At 40.1% G+C, this 18,100-nt stretch carries 17 protein-coding genes, 1 tRNA gene, 1 other RNA gene, 1 pseudogene and 1 other annotated feature; of the genes and pseudogenes, 14 read left to right on the forward strand and 6 right to left on the reverse strand.

All coding sequences use genetic code 11. From position 1 onward, the window contains the following. Nucleotides 1-20 precede the first annotated feature (20 nt). Nucleotides 21-989, reverse strand: coding sequence for a YaaC family protein (locus QRN39_RS17975; RefSeq protein WP_050945823.1), 969 nt, complete (start codon nt 987-989; stop codon nt 21-23). A 121-nt stretch (nt 990-1,110) separates the two neighbouring features. On the opposite strand from QRN39_RS17975, the gene guaB reads away from it, so the two are divergent. Both guaB and QRN39_RS17985 read left to right on the forward strand, forming a co-directional pair. Then, a complete protein-coding gene (guaB, locus tag QRN39_RS17980) occupies nt 1,111-2,577 on the forward strand; it encodes an IMP dehydrogenase (RefSeq protein WP_003218109.1) in 1,467 nt (488 codons plus the stop codon). Nucleotides 2,578-2,737: 160 nt separating this feature from the next. Next, a complete protein-coding gene (locus QRN39_RS17985; RefSeq protein ID WP_284907820.1) occupies nt 2,738-4,063 on the forward strand; it encodes a D-alanyl-D-alanine carboxypeptidase family protein in 1,326 nt (441 codons plus the stop codon). A gap of 41 nt (nt 4,064-4,104) precedes the next feature. Here the strand turns inward: QRN39_RS17985 and pdxR are convergent, their stop codons facing one another. Then, nucleotides 4,105-5,583: a MocR-like pyridoxine biosynthesis transcription factor PdxR gene (gene pdxR / locus QRN39_RS17990; RefSeq protein WP_253621940.1), complete on the reverse strand. Its 1,479-nt coding sequence runs from the start codon at nt 5,581-5,583 to the stop codon at nt 4,105-4,107. Nucleotides 5,584-5,828: 245 nt separating this feature from the next. Between pdxR and pdxS the strand changes: the two genes are divergently transcribed. The 5 genes and pseudogenes from pdxS (at nt 5,829) to QRN39_RS18015 (ending at nt 10,073) form a co-directional block, all read left to right on the forward strand. Continuing rightward, a complete protein-coding gene (gene pdxS / locus QRN39_RS17995; protein ID WP_003218112.1) occupies nt 5,829-6,713 on the forward strand; it encodes a pyridoxal 5'-phosphate synthase lyase subunit PdxS in 885 nt (294 codons plus the stop codon). Between the two features lie 20 nt (nt 6,714-6,733). After that, entirely contained in the window at nt 6,734-7,324 is a 591-nt protein-coding gene (pdxT, locus tag QRN39_RS18000; protein ID WP_050945825.1) for a pyridoxal 5'-phosphate synthase glutaminase subunit PdxT, read from the forward strand. A 53-nt stretch (nt 7,325-7,377) separates the two neighbouring features. Further along, nucleotides 7,378-7,594 (forward strand) — a binding site (T-box leader). Between the two features lie 49 nt (nt 7,595-7,643). Further along, nucleotides 7,644-8,918 (forward strand): serine--tRNA ligase, encoded by a 1,275-nt coding sequence (gene serS, locus QRN39_RS18005; protein ID WP_050945826.1) that lies wholly within the window; start codon nt 7,644-7,646, stop codon nt 8,916-8,918. 597 nt (nt 8,919-9,515) lie between these two features. Next, nucleotides 9,516-9,851: pseudogene (locus QRN39_RS18525) on the forward strand (methyl-accepting chemotaxis protein); the annotation flags it as partial. Between the two features lie 129 nt (nt 9,852-9,980). Continuing rightward, nucleotides 9,981-10,073, forward strand: a tRNA-Ser gene (locus tag QRN39_RS18015). 88 nt (nt 10,074-10,161) lie between these two features. On the opposite strand, the gene QRN39_RS18020 is transcribed toward QRN39_RS18015, so the two are convergent. From QRN39_RS18020 to QRN39_RS18035, 4 genes are all read right to left on the reverse strand, one after another. Next, complete coding sequence (locus QRN39_RS18020) at nt 10,162-10,821, reverse strand: deoxynucleoside kinase (RefSeq protein WP_012009062.1); 660 nt, start codon at nt 10,819-10,821, stop codon at nt 10,162-10,164. Then, nucleotides 10,818-11,441: a deoxynucleoside kinase gene (locus QRN39_RS18025; protein WP_284907821.1), complete on the reverse strand. Its 624-nt coding sequence runs from the start codon at nt 11,439-11,441 to the stop codon at nt 10,818-10,820. Before QRN39_RS18025 ends, QRN39_RS18020 begins: the two co-directional genes overlap by 4 nt. A 79-nt stretch (nt 11,442-11,520) precedes the next feature. Further along, nucleotides 11,521-12,768 carry a glycosyl hydrolase family 18 protein gene (locus QRN39_RS18030; protein WP_417894910.1) on the reverse strand — a complete coding sequence of 416 codons (1,248 nt, stop codon included), beginning with the start codon at nt 12,766-12,768 and terminating at the stop codon, nt 11,521-11,523. 99 nt (nt 12,769-12,867) lie between these two features. Continuing rightward, nucleotides 12,868-13,422, reverse strand: a complete 555-nt coding sequence (locus tag QRN39_RS18035; RefSeq protein ID WP_003218117.1) for a cysteine hydrolase family protein — start codon at nt 13,420-13,422, stop codon at nt 12,868-12,870. Between the two features lie 79 nt (nt 13,423-13,501). On the opposite strand from QRN39_RS18035, the gene tadA reads away from it, so the two are divergent. From tadA to QRN39_RS18070, 7 genes are all read left to right on the forward strand, one after another. Continuing rightward, nucleotides 13,502-13,978 carry a tRNA adenosine(34) deaminase TadA gene (gene tadA / locus QRN39_RS18040; RefSeq protein ID WP_003218102.1) on the forward strand — a complete coding sequence of 159 codons (477 nt, stop codon included), beginning with the start codon at nt 13,502-13,504 and terminating at the stop codon, nt 13,976-13,978. Nucleotides 13,979-14,054: 76 nt separating this feature from the next. Further along, nucleotides 14,055-14,319: signal recognition particle sRNA large type (gene ffs / locus QRN39_RS18045), an RNA gene on the forward strand. Between the two features lie 329 nt (nt 14,320-14,648). Next, complete coding sequence (dnaX, locus tag QRN39_RS18050; protein WP_284907824.1) at nt 14,649-16,361, forward strand: DNA polymerase III subunit gamma/tau; 1,713 nt, start codon at nt 14,649-14,651, stop codon at nt 16,359-16,361. A 26-nt stretch (nt 16,362-16,387) separates the two neighbouring features. After that, entirely contained in the window at nt 16,388-16,711 is a 324-nt protein-coding gene (locus tag QRN39_RS18055) for a YbaB/EbfC family nucleoid-associated protein (RefSeq protein WP_008342011.1), read from the forward strand. A gap of 15 nt (nt 16,712-16,726) precedes the next feature. After that, a complete protein-coding gene (gene recR / locus QRN39_RS18060; RefSeq protein ID WP_050945828.1) occupies nt 16,727-17,323 on the forward strand; it encodes a recombination protein RecR in 597 nt (198 codons plus the stop codon). Nucleotides 17,324-17,341: 18 nt separating this feature from the next. Continuing rightward, the gene (locus QRN39_RS18065; RefSeq protein ID WP_050945829.1) at nt 17,342-17,566 is read left to right on the forward strand and encodes a YaaL family protein; all 225 of its coding nucleotides are present in this window, start codon (nt 17,342-17,344) and stop codon (nt 17,564-17,566) included. Nucleotides 17,567-17,632: 66 nt separating this feature from the next. Continuing rightward, nucleotides 17,633-17,896, forward strand: a complete 264-nt coding sequence (locus tag QRN39_RS18070; protein WP_003218084.1) for a pro-sigmaK processing inhibitor BofA family protein — start codon at nt 17,633-17,635, stop codon at nt 17,894-17,896. Nucleotides 17,897-18,100 lie beyond the last annotated feature (204 nt).

The following is an 18,100-nucleotide window of genomic DNA, read 5'->3' on the forward strand; positions in this document are numbered from 1 at the left end:
CCGCCAAGCTTTTCTAAGGATCAGTTCCATACGGAACTGGTCTTTTTTGTTTTTTCTTCTAATAGCATCATGATATAAGCTGGGAACTTCTCTTCGGCAATCTCCATGTAGCGTTCAATCATGACGTAATCATCGCTAATGTATTGAGACAGCAGCTCGTACCACCATTCAGTTTCGTAGCGGGCAATCATACTGAGGTTATACATTAATAAGTAATGACTGATGATCTCAGGAATCCCTAAAAAGGAATCACGCGTTGACGGAATATACCATTGATCCATTTCTAAATCATAATGAAGATGAGTAGCCAGCGCTGGGTTTTCTTCTAGAGATACATCAAACGTCAGCTTTTTCGCTTCTCTCTGTCTGAGTTTCCAACTTGTATGAAACTCAAAGTATTCAATAAAGCGTTCAGCAGACATGTTATAAAGCAATGGAATATGATCTTGAATCATCATCCCATTGGCCTTTTCCACTTTCACTAATGCTGAGGGCTGTTTTTGAAAATCTAGAATATGACTCATTTCCGGTATCTTTGAAAGGAGATGAATCATCGTAAATCGCTCATCTTCAATTCCATTTAAATGAAATAGATGCTTTAACACATGCATGCATAGTCCATTTCGTTGAATTTTCACCTCATCTTCACTAAAACGGTAGTGCTGCTTCTTTCTCTTTCTCGATGTTACACCATGGGCCAAAACAGAGGTTTGAGAAGGATAGTGAGGATCAACTGTCAGTAAACAGGCCTTTAGTAACTGAGCCATTCCATAAAACAATAAAATGGGCTTCAGTTCGAGTGGAGCGATAGCTGCCTGTTCATAGAACGTATGGCCATGCTTTAAAAAATAAATAAACCGTTCACAGTTTTTATAGGCTTGCTGGTTTGCATCTTGAATGTTCCGTTTCTCATATTGTTGATATAGAAACTTTTGGGAAGTTTCGAGTGAGTAAAAACGTTTTAAATCCTTCCATCCTGAACTTTTCATCTTCTTCCTCAACTCTCTTTATATTTTCTAAAAATTGCAACTGTTTGTTGCTTCCTTGACATGCTGTTTGCTAGTTGATAATCTACATATAATATTTTGCCGAAAAGAGGGGGATTTACTAATGTGGGAAAGTAAATTTTCAAAAGAAGGTTTGACGTTTGACGATGTTTTGCTTGTTCCAGCTAAGTCTGAAGTACTTCCGCGAGATGTCGATTTATCAGTTGAGTTAACAAGCACATTAAAACTAAACATTCCAATTATCAGTGCAGGAATGGACACGGTGACTGAATCACAAATGGCGATTGCAATGGCACGTCAAGGTGGTCTTGGTATCATTCATAAGAACATGTCTATTGAGCAGCAAGCAGAGCAAGTGGATAAAGTAAAACGTTCAGAGCGCGGCGTTATTACAAATCCATTCTTCTTAACACCTGAGCATCAAGTCTTTGATGCAGAGCACTTAATGGGTAAATACCGTATTTCAGGTGTACCGATTGTAAATAACATAGAAGATCAAAAGCTTGTCGGTATTATTACGAACCGTGACCTTCGATTTATTTCGGATTATTCAATGAAGATTAGCGATGTGATGACAAAAGAGGAACTTGTGACAGCTTCTGTCGGTACGACGTTAGAAGAAGCTGAAAAAATCCTACAGCAATACAAAATTGAAAAATTACCTCTTTTAGATGACGAAGGAACGTTAAAAGGTCTCATCACCATCAAAGATATTGAAAAAGTGATCGAATTCCCTAACTCCTCTAAAGATGCACATGGTCGTTTAATTGTTGGTGCCGCTGTTGGTGTCACTGGCGATACAATGACTCGTGTAAGAAAATTAGTCGAAGCCAATGTGGATGTCGTTGTCATTGATACGGCACATGGTCATTCACAAGGTGTTCTAAACACTGTATCGAAAATCCGCGAAACATATCCTTCTCTTAATATCATTGCTGGTAATGTTGCAACAGCCGAAGCAACTAAAGCATTGTTTGAAGCAGGAGCCGATATTGTGAAAGTCGGTATCGGACCAGGATCTATTTGTACAACACGTGTTGTTGCAGGCGTTGGTGTACCACAAATCACAGCGATCTATGATTGTGCAACAGAAGCAAGAAAACATGGTAAAGCTATTATTGCAGATGGTGGAATTAAATATTCAGGTGATATCGTAAAAGCTCTAGCATCTGGTGGACATGCTGTAATGCTTGGAAGCCTTCTAGCTGGTACATCTGAAAGCCCAGGAGACACAGAAATTTTCCAAGGTAGACGCTTCAAAGTTTATCGCGGTATGGGTTCAGTCGCTGCAATGGAAAAAGGAAGTAAAGATCGTTACTTCCAAGAAGATAATAAAAAATTCGTTCCAGAAGGTATTGAAGGCCGTACACCATACAAAGGACCAGTCGTTGATACAGTGTATCAACTCGTTGGCGGTATCCGTTCTGGTATGGGCTATTGTGGAACACAGGACTTACGCTCTCTTAGAGAAGATGCACAGTTCATTCGTATGACTGGTGCAGGACTTCGTGAGAGTCATCCACATGATGTACAAATTACAAAAGAATCACCAAACTACACAATTTCTTGATAAATTGTGACAGTTAAATTACATTTGACAGGGTCTATGACTCTGTCTATTTTTTTTGTCTTTATTGTGATAAAATTTATACTGTTGTGTTGAAATAAGCCCTTGTGGATTAAATATATATGAAATATGTCGAAAAAAGATGATAACGGAGGTATGACGATTGAACAGCAAGATATTGAAACAGCTTATGGTCTCTATCCTTGCACTGGCATTGATTGTGACAGCATTTACACCAATGTCCAAAGCAAAAGCAGCTGAAGAGCCATTCAATGTGAATGCGAAAGCAGCGATCCTAATTGAAGCTTCTACAGGTAAGATCCTTTATAGTAAAAACGCAGAGCAAAGACTACCTATTGCAAGTATGGCAAAGATGATGACAGAGTATCTTTTACTAGAAGCGATTGCTGAAGGCAAAGTGAAATGGGATCAAACGTATACGCCAGATGATTATGTATACGAAATTTCTCAGGACCGCAGTTTATCAAACGTTCCTTTGAGAAAAGATGGCTCGTATACAGTGAAAGAACTTTATCAAGCAACGGCTATTTATTCGGCAAATGCAGCAGCAATTGGCTTAGCAGAAGTGATTGCTGGATCAGAATCGAAGTTCGTTGAAAAAATGAACGCAAAAGCAAAAGAATTAGGTTTAACAAACTACAAATTCGTGAATGCAACTGGACTAGAAAATAAAGACTTACATGGCAAACAGCCAAAAGGTACAGGTCCTGATGAAGAAAGTGAAGTATCTGCGAAAGATATGGCATTGCTTGCACAGCATCTCATCAAAGACCACCCAGAAATTCTTGAAACATCAAGTATTGCGAAAACAAAGTTCAGAGAAGGCACAGACGATGAAATGGACATGCCTAACTGGAACTTCATGCTTAAAGGACTTGTGAAGGAATATAAAGGTGTAGACGGTCTGAAAACAGGTTCTACAGATTCAGCTGGTTCTAGCTTCACAGGTACCGCTAAGCAAGGTGACATGCGTGTCATCGCAGTGATCTTGAATGCAAAAGGTAATCTTCATACAGCACGTTTTGACGTGGCGAAAAAACTGTTCGATTATGCGTTTAAAAACTTCACGATGAAAGAAATGTACAAAAAAGGTCAACAGATCAAAGGACATGAAAACATCGAAGTCGACAAAGGCAAAGACAAAGAAGTACCTGTCGTTACAAAAGAAGCTTTCTCTGTGCCGGTAAAAAATGGCGACGAAAAGAGCTTTAAAGCAAAAGTAAATATCGAGAAAACAAAACTCGAAGCTCCTATTAAAAAAGGAACGAAGGTAGGCATGCTGACGACTTCTTATTCTGGTGATGAGAAGGATTACGGCTATTTGAATAAAGATCAATCAGGTGTTGAGCTTATAACGAAAACAGGCGATGAAAAAGCAAACTGGTTCATCCTTGCAATGCGTGGTGTAGGTGGATTCTTCGCTGGCATTTGGGGCGGAATCGTTGACACAGTAAAAGGTTGGTTCTAATAAAAAACTGCTCTCTATGCATGAGAGCAGTTTTTTTATCGTTAAAAGAAAAGCGATTGTTTGTGATTTTGAGGAGTGGACAAGGCTTGCTGAAAAATACCACATAACTTTTCCACTCCCTCGGTCAGTGCCTTTTCATTCACATAAGAAAAGCTGAGGCGGATATAGTTTTGTTTCGGCTCTCCAGGATAGCACACAGAGCCAGGCAGAAAGGTGATTTGCTGTTTACGTGCCTCATGCAGCAGTGCACGTGTATCAACCCAGGAAGGAAAGCTAAGCCACAAATTGAGCCCACCCTGAGGAATTTGCCACGTCACATCTTTTGGTGCGTGCTTCGTTAACACATCTATCATTAAATCACGTCTCACCTTCAAGGCGGTTCTCAGCTTTTTCGTATGATCAATCATTTTCTTTGAAGTCAGAAATGGCAGAATGGCTTTTTGTGTGAGAAGAGGGCTGCCTAAATCATTATTGGCCTTTGCAGCTAATAAACGATTAAATATCGAGCCTGAAGCAGTGATAATCCCAATTCTGCATCCTGGAGCAAGTGTTTTACTTAAACCTCGTAAATAAATGACGTGTCCATCATGATCCAGACTTTTGATAGGTGCAGGCGGCTTCTTTTCGAAATATAGCTCACGATAAGGATCATCCTCTACAATCAGACAATCAATACTTTGAGCCAGTAAGAGAAGTTGTTTTCTGCGTTTCATTGACATACTGGCGCCTGTTGGACTGTGAAAAGTAGGAATCGTGTAGATGAGCTTTGGTTTATATTTATCACAAATGCTTTGAAGCTGCTTCATGTTCATTCCTTCATGATCAACCGGGACTGTAATAATTCTTGCCCCTCTCCCCATAAAGACATCAATGGCGCCTGGATAGGTCGGTGCTTCCATGACAACTACATCATCAGGACCGATAAACGCACGTGCGACCAGATCAAGCCCTTGCTGAGAACCACTAGTTACTAGGATATTCTCAGAAGTTGAAGGCACATCCAGCTTTTCTAAAAAAGACTGAATGACCTGCCGAAGCTGAAGATCCCCTTGAATTTCCCCATACTTTGACATGATTTGAGGATGTCTGGCTAGGACATGCTGCATTTCTTTTTCTAAATAACGGTTCGGCAAAAGCCCTGGATCGATCATAGAGGAAGAAAGGTTGATCGCTTCTTCGACATAGTGATACTGAGCAAATTGAGATCGTGGTAAATAATCCGGAATGGATAACTGCCAATCAAAAGAGGTAGCTGACGGAACCGGAATCTCTGACTGCTTTTGCAACTCATCCACAAACGTTCCTTTTCCTTGCACAGTCGTTAAATATCCGTCGTCCTTCAGCCGAGTGTATGCCTTTGCTGCCGTGACAAGACTCACATTCAACTGCTTTGCCAAATCACGTACAGTTGGCAGCTTATCTCCCTGTTGAAGCAAACCCGATTGGATATGATCAATGATTGAAAAGTAAATCTGATTTGAAAGCGATGTATCAGAATGTCGATGGATATCAATATGCATGAGAAACCTCCATTGAGTGCAAAATTGTTATACATGAATTTGAATTGTTATAGTTGCATTATAGCATGTAAATGACACTTCAAAGAAGGAATGACATATTTTTAGCAGGTAATCGTTTATATACAAGGGTTTAAGCTATTTTTTCGGCTGATTGAATTGTTATACTATTCTCTTTATTGTTATACTGTCTCGCTTGTATGATAAAGGGGTAAATCAATCGAATTGACAAATGGGAGGAAACTATTGTGAGCAATAAGGGAACTGAACGAGTGAAACGTGGAATGGCAGAAATGCAAAAGGGTGGCGTCATTATGGATGTCGTCAATGCTGAACAGGCGAAGATCGCAGAAGAAGCAGGTGCGGTGGCAGTTATGGCACTAGAACGAGTACCAGCTGATATCCGTGCAGCCGGCGGTGTTGCCCGTATGGCAGACCCAAGAATCGTAGAAGAAGTACAAAATGCAGTAACGATTCCAGTCATGGCAAAAGCACGTATCGGCCATATCGTCGAGGCTCGTGTTCTTGAAGCACTTGGTGTTGATTATATCGATGAGAGTGAAGTGCTGACGCCCGCAGATGAGGAATTCCATTTAAATAAAAATGAATACACAGTACCTTTTGTCTGTGGTTGCCGTGATTTAGGTGAAGCAACCCGTCGTATCGCAGAAGGCGCTTCTATGCTTCGTACAAAAGGGGAGCCTGGAACAGGCAACATTGTAGAAGCTGTCCGTCATATGAGAAAGGTCAATGCTCAGATTCGTAAAGTAGCATCAATGAATGAAGATGAACTGATGACAGAAGCGAAGAACCTAGGAGCACCGTATGAATTATTGCTTCAAATCAAAAAAGATGGCAAGCTCCCTGTTGTTAACTTTGCAGCGGGAGGCGTTGCGACACCAGCAGATGCTGCGTTAATGATGCAGCTTGGAGCAGACGGTGTATTTGTTGGATCTGGTATTTTTAAATCAGACAATCCAGCGAAATTTGCAAAAGCAATTGTTGAAGCAACGACTCACTTCACAGATTACCGTCTCATTGCAGAGCTTTCAAAAGAGCTTGGAACAGCCATGAAAGGAATTGAAATCTCAAATCTACTGCCAGAAGAGCGTATGCAAGAGCGTGGCTGGTAATTAAGGGAGCGCAAACGAACATGCTAACAATTGGTGTACTAGGGCTTCAAGGAGCCGTGAGAGAGCATATTCAATCGATTGAAGCTTGCGCTGCAGAAGGGAAGATCATCAAACGAGCAGAAGAGCTAGCATCTGTGGACGGTCTTATTATCCCTGGTGGAGAAAGCACGACGATGAGAAGACTCATGGATACGTACCAATTCATTGAACCGATCAAAGCGTTCGCTGCAGAAGGGAAACCGATTTTCGGAACATGTGCCGGTTTGATTATGCTGGCAAAGCATATAGAAGATCGAGACGATGCTCATCTTGGACTGTTAAATGTATCTGTTGCACGGAATTCATTTGGCAGACAGGTAGACAGCTTTGAAGCAGATTTAGAAGTAAAAGGACTGGATGCGCCGTTTACAGGAGTGTTCATCCGTGCGCCTCATATCATCAGCGCAGATGAGAGCGTAGATATCATGGCTGAATATGATGGCAGGATTGTGATGGCGAAGGAAAACAATATCTTAGGCTGTTCTTTTCATCCAGAGCTGACAGACGACCACCGGTTAACACAGCTGTTTGTTGAAATGGTGAAGTCCTATAAAACGAAGCTCGCTGTATAAAACGGTTGAAAAGAGATAAAACTTATAGTACATTAAAATCACAATCAAAGATCGAAAAAGCGTTGACGGGAAATAGTAAGAAGCCCCTCTTTCTCAGAGAGCCGATGGTTGGTGCGAATCGGTGAAAGATGCAGTCTGAATCCATCCTTGAGCGAAATGCTGAAACACGTGAAGTAAGCATTTACGGTGATACCGTTACAGAGGAAAGAGGAAAGCATGCTTCTGCATGTTTTCAATCAGGGTGGCAACGCGAGAGCTCTCGTCCCTTTCATGGGATGAGGGCTCTTTTTATTTTTCGATAAAAAAAGGAGTGTTATACATGCTGGATATTAAACAACTGCGCACGGACTTTGATCAAATCAAAGAAAAATTAGCACACCGAGGCGAAGATTTAGCGGATTTTGATAAGTTTGGTGAGTTGGATCAAAAAAGAAGAGAACTAATCGGAAAAACAGAAGAATTAAAGAGCCGAAGAAATGAAGTATCACAGCAAGTGGCTGTTCTGAAAAGAGAAAAGAAAGACGCCGATCACATTATTCAAGAAATGCGTGAGGTAGGAGATGAGATTAAGAAGCTGGATGATGAGCTAAGAACAGTAGAAGAAAGCTTGCAGCACATCTTATTCTCTATTCCGAATATCCCTCATGACACTGTACCCGTTGGGGAAACAGAAGATGACAACGTGGAAGTGAGAAAATGGGGCGAACAGCCGGCATTCTCATTTGAGCCAAAGCCACATTGGGACGTAGCGGATGAACTAAACATTCTCGATTTTGAACGTGCAGGAAAAGTCACAGGAAGCCGTTTCGTTTTTTATAAAGGGCTTGGCGCACGCTTAGAGCGCGCACTATACAACTTTATGCTCGATTTGCATGTAGATGAGTTTGGTTTTACTGAAGTGCTTCCACCTTACATGGTCAATAGAGCGAGCATGACAGGAACTGGGCAGCTTCCAAAATTCGAAGAGGATGCTTTTAAAATCCGTGAAGAAGATTATTTCCTCATTCCAACAGCTGAAGTACCTATTACTAACATGCACCGTGATGAAATAATTGAAGGGGAACAGCTGCCAATCAATTATGCAGCGTTCAGTGCTTGCTTTAGATCAGAGGCTGGATCTGCCGGCAGAGATACACGCGGACTCATCCGTCAGCATCAATTTAATAAGGTAGAGCTTGTGAAATTTGTAAGACCTGAAGATTCTTATGAAGAATTAGAGAAACTAACAAATCAAGCAGAAAAAGTCCTACAGCTATTAAACCTGCCATACCGTGTCATGAGCATGTGTACGGGAGATTTAGGATTCACGGCTGCGAAGAAATACGACATCGAAGTATGGATTCCGAGCCAAGATACGTATCGTGAAATTTCTTCTTGCAGTAACTTTGAAGCATTCCAAGCAAGACGTGCAAACATTCGATTCCGTCCAGAGCCTAAAGCCAAGCTAGAGCATGTGCACACATTAAATGGATCTGGTTTAGCAGTAGGAAGAACCGTGGCGGCCATTTTAGAAAACTATCAACAAGAGGACGGCACTGTGATCATCCCTGAAGTACTGCGTCCTTATATGGGAAATAAAGAAGTCATGAAATAAGATGCCGCTATGGCATCTTATTTCTTTTTCCCAAAAGTCCTACAGTTTTCCTAAATTTAGCCGATAGAAATACTAAAAGCTTCTAGGAAAGAAGGAATAACCTTGAATAGGCTTGACTATTATGTTGAAATGGCTCAATTAATTAGAAAAGTTCTAGATGAAAGTATCCTTTTCGGCATCACTGATACAGAGAAGGTGCTTTGTTACTATCCGTCTAAAACAATAGATTTTGGCATGAAGGTTGGGGATCCATTGAACCCAGAAGACCAAAACGTGGCGACGACATTAAGAGGACAAGAATATGACGGTCATTTACCAGAGTCTTTATATGGTTATGAAATTGCAGTAAAAGGTTACCCGATTTTTGATGAAAATAGAAAAGTAATTGGCTCTTTTTTAGTGGCATTTTCACATCATCGTGAAAAGAAATTAAGTGGTTACATGGAGCATATCAATGATGTAGCGAAAGAACTTCAAAGTGGAATTGAGCAAATTGCTGCGCATTCACAAGAGCTGGCTGCCACAAGTTTAGAAATAAGCGAACAGGCAGGAAGAGCGGAAGAGAAATCTGCAAATATTGAAGAAGTCGTCAAAACTATTGGCGGGATTGCTAGACAAACCAATTTGCTAGGCCTAAATGCTGCAATTGAAGCAGCAAGAGCAGGAGAGAATGGAAAAGGGTTTGCTGTAGTAGCTGATGAAGTTCGTAAATTATCAGATGGCTCAAAGGAAGCGGCTGAAACCATTAATACCTTCTTAAAAGAGATCCAAGACAGCATTGGCACTTTGTCTGAAAACATCTCACAAATCAGCAGTTCAACAAATGAACAAGCAAAACAAGTGACAGACTTTACGAAAATTATTGAATCATTAAATGAGTTTAAAGAAGAGATGAATCATTTTATTGAAGAGATTAGACAGGATACAAAATAGATCAAGAGCAGCCGTCGATGGCTGCTTTTTTATGGGCAGATTCTCATGCCAAAATAACTTATTGAAATTTTTTTCGAAAAGATGTTGACTTGAAATAAATCGATATGGTATATTAATTCTTGTCGATACGGAGGAATACCCAAGTCCGGCTGAAGGGATCGGTCTTGAAAACCGACAGGGGTGTCAAAGCCCGCGGGGGTTCGAATCCCTCTTCCTCCGCCATATTGATTTTTTACCTTAGTTGAATTGAAACGCAAGCATAAAAATTGGAATTGTCAAACCGCTGCATTCGCGAAATGCAGCGGTTTTTTTATTTTGTTTTAGAGCGATTTTTTTGAATAACAGAAGCTATTTCATGAAGAATGGGATCAAGTGAGCTTTCATCATGAAGTAAGTCGTAATCTTCAATGTTAATTTTAATCACTGGGCATAAATCGAATTGTTCAATCCATTCCGTGTATCGAGTGTACATTTCTTCCCAATAGGCTCGATCCGTTTGAGTTTCCATCTCTCTGCCGCGTTCCTCAATACGATGTAAAATGTGATTTAAATCCCCGTGCAAATAGATGAGAACATCAGGGTGAGGGAAGTAAGGTGTCATCACCATCGCCTCGAATAGACTTGTATACGTTTCATAATCTACTTCAGACATCGTACCTTTGTCCGCATGCATTTTTGCGAAAATGCCAGTGTCCTCATAAATTGAACGATCTTGCACATACCCTCCACCAGATTCAAAAATCCGCTTTTGCTCCTTAAAACGCTCAGCTAGGAAATAGACCTGTAAATGGAAGCTCCATCTTTGGAAATCTGAATAAAAGGGCTCTAAGTATGGGTTATCATCTACTTTTTCAAGAGAGGTTTGAAAGCCGAGCTTGTCCGCTATTGTTTTAGTCATAGTTGATTTTCCGACACCAACAGTCCCGGCGATTGTGATCACTGCATCCTTTGGTATTTCGATATTGTTCATAGCACTTGCTCCTTTATGTTCTGTACAATTTGCTGGTAATCTTGCTGTGAGGAAACGAAGTCTGTATGATCTCCTTCAATTGTAATGATAGGAAGCTCTGGGTCAGTCTGTTTTAAATGTTCAATGGCCAGCTCATAATCTTCAATGAGTGTTTTTAAATAAGCCGGGTCAATGTCTTCTTCAAAAGAGCGTCCTCTCATCTGTATTCTTTCAAGTAAGGTAGGAAGGCTCGCTTTTATATAGATGATGGCATTTGGTTTAGGAAGATCATCTGTTAGCAGGTGATAGATCTTTCTGTATTTGTCCATGTGCTTTTTTGATAATGTTCTTTCTGCAAATATCATATTTTTATAGACATGATAATCAGTGACAATCGGCTGCTGTTGATTCACATAGGTTTCTTGAATAGATTCTAATTGTTTGAACCGATTGCATAAAAAGAACATCTCAAGCTGAAAGCTCCATTGTTCCATATCTTCATAAAATTTATCTAAGAATGGATTTTCTTCTACAATCTCTTTTACTAAAGGAAATTGAAATTCCTTCGCAAGCATTGTAGCCAAAGTTGTTTTTCCGGCTCCAATTGGGCCTTCCACTGCAATAAAAGGGGCAGGATACATAGGCGTTCTCCTCTATCTATAAAGTTGTCAAACCAATGTATATTGTACCATACCCCTGCCGAGAGATAGAGCGAACGGATTACGATGTCGTTCTTTTTTCAATATTGAATTGATCTGATAATAAGAGCCAATTTTGAGGGAAGGATAGACCTAATTTCCAATAAGCAATTCCGTTCAAGTTTAACTCTTTGATGAGGTTGAACTTTGCTTGAATTGATCTAGCGTCTTCGAACCATACCTCATGCTCTTTATTATTGGCATCTGTATAACGAAAATAAGGTGCTTGTGCTGTTTCGTCATATAGAATGGAGGCATTATTATTTCTAGCAATTGCAATCGCTTGTTGGGGACTGACAGCTTTAGCAATAGGGCCGCCTTGAACGTAAGGAAGCGTCCAATCATAGCCGTATAAGTTCTGGCCCATAACAATTTTATTTGCTGGAACAACGGTCAGTGCATATTCAATGACTTGGCGGACAGGTCCAATGGGAGAGACTGCTTGCGCAGGGCCGCCGCTGTATCCCCATTCGTAGGTCATTAATACAACATGATCAACGATCTTCCCAATGGCTTCATAGTCATGAGCTTCATACCATTTTCCCTTTTGCTGACTACTTGTTTTAGGGGCAAGTGCAACAGATATTGTCCATCCTTCTTGATGGAAGCGGGTTGTTGCCTCTCTTAAAAATTGAATGTAGGCATCTTTATCAGCGGGACGTAAATATTCAAAATCAAAATGGATTTCTTTTAATTGATACTTTTTTGCAACACGAACGATTTCATTTAAAAATGTGGCTTTGACAGATTGGTTATTCAAAAGAATTTGCCCAAGTTCATCACTGAATTTATCATTCTCTAGGTTAGTCACCACCATGGATAAAACGGTTCTGCTCTGAGCGGCTATTTGAGGTAGCTGATCTAACGGTGGTTCTTTCAGTGTTCCATCTCTTTGCGCTTGAAAACTAAAGGCGCCTAAATGCGTTAAATATGGAGAGGCCTCTCTAGCTGCTTGTTTTAAGTTTTCACTGACTTGATTTCCCCGTGGTTCAATGTAAGCATTCGAGTTAATGTTCCTTTTCGGTCTTTGAGGAATATAGAGCAAGAAGCGAATAGGAAGTATCGCTTCAGGCCGTATTCTATTCACACGTGCCAACTCTTCCACTGAAATTCGAAATCGTCTTCCAATTTGATAAAGTGTGTCATTCTGTTTGACCTCATAAAATTGACCTCTAATTGGAATGACAATTGTTTGTCCAATGACGAGTTGATTTGGTGTTTCAATATCGTTGGTACGGATGATTTCATTGACTGTTGTTTTAAAACGCATGGCAATTTCGTTTAAAGTATCTCCTCTTTTGACAACATAAATTTGAATAGTCAACGCCCCCTTTGTTATTGCTAACAATTTATGAGGGTTATGGATAAATCATGTTTGATTTTCATTCGTGATCTCTTTAGCAGTGGTGATTTTTGCTAGTAGAACGTTCTCCATCATCGTTAAAGCATATTCGTTGTCTCTGTCGTCATTTGATGCGATACAATCTTCAGGTACAATTAAGTTGTATTCTCGCATGTATGCGTCATTTGCAGTGAACAGAACGCAAATGTTTCCTGCAATTCCGGTCAAAATGATGTCTTGTACACCTAATTCATTTAAGAGTGTCTCTAATGCAGTTCCATAGAAGGCAGAATGCTTCGGTTTAATTAAGAAGTAATCATCTTTAGATGGTGCCATTTTCTCTAAAATAGGGGCGCTTCTTTCATTTTTGCATGTTTCCATCACAGCTTGAATATCTGCCTTCCAGAGACCATAGTGGTCGTTGATATAGATGATCGGCCAATTTTCCTTGAAAGCATGATCTTTAAGAGCTAAAATCTTATTGGTCATTTGCTCTGTTTTATCAGCGAGCACATGTCCCATTTCAAAATCAAAATTATTAATCATGTCGATAATAAGCAGTGCCTTTTGGTGCTTTGACAAAGTAAGACCCCCTTTAAAAGATTGTGCTAATATGTTAACCTCAATATCCTTTTAAAAAACATGAAAAGAGAGCCGTGCTATGACGAGAGATGAACAGTTTATGCAAGAAGCTATTTCTGAAGCCTTAAAAGCAGAACAAATAGGAGAAGTACCAATCGGTGCCATCATCGTTGTTGATGACCAAATTGTGAGCCGAGCTCATAATTTAAGGGAAACAGAGCAGCGTTCAATTGCACATGCAGAATTACTTGCCATTGATGAAGCGTGTAAAACGACTGGAAGCTGGCGTTTAGAGGATGCTGTACTTTATGTGACGCTTGAACCATGTCCTATGTGTGCGGGAGCGATTGTCCTTTCTAGAGTGAAAAAGGTCGTTTTTGGTGCATACGATCCAAAAGGTGGATGTGCAGGTACTTTAATGAATTTACTGGATGATGAACGGTTCAATCATCAGTCTGAAGTCATTGGTGGTGTACTTGAAAATGAGTGTGGTGAGCTGTTAAGTCAGTTCTTCCGAAATCTCCGTCAGCGAAAGAAACAAGCCAAAAGTAAATGAATGGATGTCGTTTGCAATTTCGGCTATAAGAAGGTATACTTATGTCTGCGTCACTAACAATTTAATATTCATTTTGCCGTGCTAAGCGGGGAGGTAGCGGTGCCCTGTACTCGCAATCCGCTCTAGCGAGGCCGAATCCCTTCTCAAGGTTCGTTTACTTCAAGGTCTGCCTTAAATAAGTGGTGTTGACGTCTGGGTCCTGCGCAATGGGAATTCATGAACCATGTCAGGTCCGGAAGGAAGCAGCATTAAGTGAAACCTCTCATGTGCCGCAGGGTTGCCTGGGCCGAGCTAACTGTTTAAGTAACGCTTGGGGTAGCGAATCGACAGAAGGTGCACGGTAAATCAATATTAAATGTAACTCATCTAGTTAATCTAGGTGAGTTTTTTGTTGCTGTTTAAAGAATAGTTCAGCTGCTTTGTTTATACAAATAGCCAAAAAATCTTTTTAGAGTTTTTTTGTTTTTTATTAATCGCAGTGGGAACTAGTGTTCCTCGTGGTGTGGCAGATCAATTCGAAAATCTAGAAAACAGGTTTTTGGTTCATAGAAAGTAGAAAAACTATAGTTGAAATCATCATTTTCGTTTATTAGAAAATAAAGGTGTGCTTTTGAATTGATCGGTGCATCATGTATAATAAAAAAGATGATAAATGGAGGAGGGCGTATTTGTGAGTTATCAAGCTTTGTATCGAGTGTTCAGACCTCAAGTTTTTGAGGATGTTGTTGGACAAGAACACATCACAAAAACGTTGCAAAATGCCCTTTTGCAGAAGAAGTTTTCTCATGCTTACTTATTTTCAGGTCCTAGAGGAACAGGTAAAACAAGCGCTGCTAAAATCTTTGCGAAGGCAGTGAACTGTGAAAAGTCACCTGTGAGTGAACCTTGTAATGAATGTGATGCCTGTAAAGGGATTACAAACGGCTCGATTTCAGATGTGATCGAAATAGATGCTGCCTCAAACAACGGAGTAGATGAAATCCGTGATATACGTGATAAAGTGAAATTTGCTCCTTCGGCGGTTACATATAAGGTTTATATTATAGATGAAGTACATATGCTCTCTATCGGGGCGTTTAATGCCCTCCTTAAAACGTTAGAGGAGCCGCCCGCTCATTGTATCTTTATTTTGGCTACCACAGAGCCTCATAAGATTCCTCTTACCATCATATCTCGTTGTCAGAGATTTGATTTTAAACGAATCACGACAAAAGATATTGTTGGAAGAATGCAGAAAATTGTAGATGCAGAAAGCCTAAATGTCCAAGAGGGCTCGCTCGAGATTATCGCTAGTGCAGCTGATGGTGGTATGCGTGATGCACTAAGCCTCTTAGATCAAGCAATTTCATTTAGTGGTGAGCAACTGACAATTGATGATGCGCTGCTCATTACAGGAGCTGTTTCTCAGCAATTCATTAGTCAGCTAGCCGAAGCAATTTTTAATCAAAATATTGCCGTGGCGTTAGATACCTTAAATGAATTACTTCAGCAGGGGAAAGATGCTGCTAAATTAATAGAGGACATGATTTTTTACTTTAGAGATATGCTGCTTTATAAAACAGCACCAGATCTGGAAGGGGTCCTTGAAAAGGTAAAGGTCGATGAAAATTTCGTGACGCTTTCGGATCGTGTGACACCTCAATTTCTATATGAAACAATTGAAGTGCTGAATAAAAGTCACCAAGAAATGAAATGGACGAATCATCCAAGGATTTTCTTTGAGGTAGCTGTTGTCAAGCTATGTCAGTCAACGGCTGGAATACCACAAGCTCATGCTAACGCTGATTTAACGACGCTAACGGATAAAATAGACAGGTTGGAACAGGAGCTATCTAGGATAAGAGCTGAGGGTGTGCCAATGTCTCATTCTCATCATCCTCAAGAAAAAAAGGAAGCACCTCGACCACAAACGAGTAACAAAAATGGATACCGTGCACCTGTCGGTCGAATTCACGAAATTCTAAAAGAGGCAAAACGTCCAGAGCTAGAAAAAATTAAAGGTAAGTGGGGAGAACTCCTTGCCCACTTGAAACAGCAGAATAAGGTGTCTCACGCTGCACTATTAACGGATAGTGAACCAGTTGCTGCTGCTACTCATGCCTTTGTTTTAAAATTCAAGTTTGAAATACACTGTAAAATGGTTGCTGAAGATAAAAGTGGTGTTCGAACCAACCTTGAGCAGCTATTAGAGTCTATGTTAGGGAAAAGAGTGGAATTAGTTGGCGTTCCTGACGCTCAATGGGGTAAAATAAGAGAAGAATTTTTAAGAGATCATCAGCCGGATGAACAGGCAGATGGTCAGGGGACTTCTGCTGAAGAGGATCCATTGATTGCAGAAGCAAAGAAGTTAGTAGGAACCGATTTAATAGAAATTAAAGATTAATAAAAATGAAAGAGAGTGGTGTTCATATGCGCGGTGGAATGGGAAATATGCAAAAAATGATGAAACAAATGCAAAAAATGCAAAAGGATATGGCTAAGGCTCAAGAAGAGCTTGCAGAAAAAGTCCTTGAAGGTACAGCAGGTGGCGGTATGGTCACTGTAAAAGTAAATGGACAAAAAGAAGTTGTTGATGTAGCAATCAATGAAGAAGTTGTTGATCCAGAAGATATCGATATGCTTCAAGATCTTGTACTTGCAGCGACAAACGATGCATTGAAAAAAGTTGATGAGTTAACAAATGAAACAATGGGTCAATTCACAAAAGGAATGAACATGCCAGGTTTATTCTAGGAGGAATAACTGAAGATGCAATATCCTGAACCAATATCAAAGCTGATAGACAGCTTTATGAAATTGCCAGGAATCGGACCGAAAACCGCGGTCCGTCTGGCTTTTTTTGTTCTTAGTATGCAGGAAGATGTCGTACTAGATTTCGCGAAGGCGCTTGTTAACGCAAAGCGTAATTTAACTAATTGCTCGGTATGCGGCCATATCACAGATCAAGATCCTTGCTATATTTGTGAAGATACAAGAAGAGATCAATCTGTTATCTGTGTAGTACAAGATCCAAAAGATGTGATCGCAATGGAAAAGATGAAAGAATACAACGGCTTATATCATGTGCTTCATGGTGCCATTTCGCCAATGGATGGCATTGGCCCAGAGGACATTAAAATTCCTGACCTGTTAAAAAGATTGCAAGACGATCAAGTGACAGAGGTAATCCTTGCAACGAATCCAAACATTGAAGGAGAGGCTACAGCCATGTATATCTCTAGATTGTTGAAACCATCAGGAATTAAACTCTCTCGTATTGCTCACGGACTACCAGTAGGTGGAGACTTAGAGTATGCGGATGAAGTCACACTGTCTAAAGCTCTAGAGGGCAGACGTGAGATGTAGGAAGGAGAAGTACGGTACATGGGTTTTCTTCGCAGAAAATCAATTCGAAAAGAATTCGATGAGAAATTAATTCAACAGCTTTTTAAGCAAAAGGAAGAATGGAACAGACAAAAAAAGCTTGTCGCAAATAGCGTTGATCCTTCACCGGACATTCTATTCGAATTAAAGCTTGCTCAAGCGAAGTACTTTTTCTATCTAAGAGAAGCGAAAAAGAGGAATTTACGTTTAAACAACTGGAGATAGCAGGTCTATTTTACATAGTCCTCTCATATGCTTGTACTATTCATATGAAGAGGAGATGAGAGGATTATGGAACCTGTTATTGTGATCGGGTCAATTTTGCTTGCTGTATTATTGTTGTTTATGTCAGGTGTTCAAGCGAACCCCATCAAATGGTTAGGGCTGATCGGAATAAAGTTTGTGGCAGGTGCTCTTTTTTTATTTTGCCTCAATCTATTTGGTGAGAGTCTAGGATTACATGTCTCTATTAACCCTGTAACAAGTGGAATCAGTGGTCTATTGGGCATCCCAGGCGTAGCAGCTTTAGTCGTAATTGAAAAATTTATTATTTAATGAGAAATATTGTTGACTTTGATCCCTTATGGTGGTAAATTAATATACGTCGCTGATGACGAAGAAACGAAATAACATGATAACAAAAAAGTTGTTGACATCAACAATTTAAATATGGTATGATGTTCTAGTCGCTTCTGAAGCGGTAAACAAGTTCTTTGAAAACTAAACAAGACAAAACGTACCTGTTAATTCGAGTTTTTA

The organism is Bacillus sp. lyk4-R2A-2, from assembly GCF_030209735.1.
In the GTDB taxonomy this organism is placed as follows: Bacteria; Bacillota; Bacilli; order Bacillales; family Bacillaceae; genus Bacillus; species Bacillus pumilus.

Excerpts from the sequence above, each read along its gene's own strand:
- QRN39_RS17975 (WP_050945823.1), bottom strand. The coding sequence starts at position 989 with ATGAAAAGTTCAGGATGGAAGGATTTAAAACGTTTTTACTCACTCGAA.
- guaB (WP_003218109.1), top strand. The coding sequence starts at position 1,111 with ATGTGGGAAAGTAAATTTTCAAAAGAAGGTTTGACGTTTGACGATGTT.
- pdxR (WP_253621940.1), bottom strand. The coding sequence starts at position 5,583 with ATGCATATTGATATCCATCGACATTCTGATACATCGCTTTCAAATCAG.
- pdxT (WP_050945825.1), top strand. The coding sequence starts at position 6,734 with ATGCTAACAATTGGTGTACTAGGGCTTCAAGGAGCCGTGAGAGAGCAT.
- serS (WP_050945826.1), top strand. The coding sequence starts at position 7,644 with ATGCTGGATATTAAACAACTGCGCACGGACTTTGATCAAATCAAAGAA.
- QRN39_RS18020 (WP_012009062.1), bottom strand. The coding sequence starts at position 10,821 with ATGAACAATATCGAAATACCAAAGGATGCAGTGATCACAATCGCCGGG.
- QRN39_RS18025 (WP_284907821.1), bottom strand. The coding sequence starts at position 11,441 with ATGTATCCTGCCCCTTTTATTGCAGTGGAAGGCCCAATTGGAGCCGGA.
- QRN39_RS18030 (WP_417894910.1), bottom strand. The coding sequence starts at position 12,768 with ATGCGTTTTAAAACAACAGTCAATGAAATCATCCGTACCAACGATATT.
- tadA (WP_003218102.1), top strand. The coding sequence starts at position 13,502 with ATGACGAGAGATGAACAGTTTATGCAAGAAGCTATTTCTGAAGCCTTA.
- QRN39_RS18055 (WP_008342011.1), top strand. The coding sequence starts at position 16,388 with ATGCGCGGTGGAATGGGAAATATGCAAAAAATGATGAAACAAATGCAA.
- recR (WP_050945828.1), top strand. The coding sequence starts at position 16,727 with ATGCAATATCCTGAACCAATATCAAAGCTGATAGACAGCTTTATGAAA.
- QRN39_RS18065 (WP_050945829.1), top strand. The coding sequence starts at position 17,342 with ATGGGTTTTCTTCGCAGAAAATCAATTCGAAAAGAATTCGATGAGAAA.
- QRN39_RS18070 (WP_003218084.1), top strand. The coding sequence starts at position 17,633 with ATGGAACCTGTTATTGTGATCGGGTCAATTTTGCTTGCTGTATTATTG.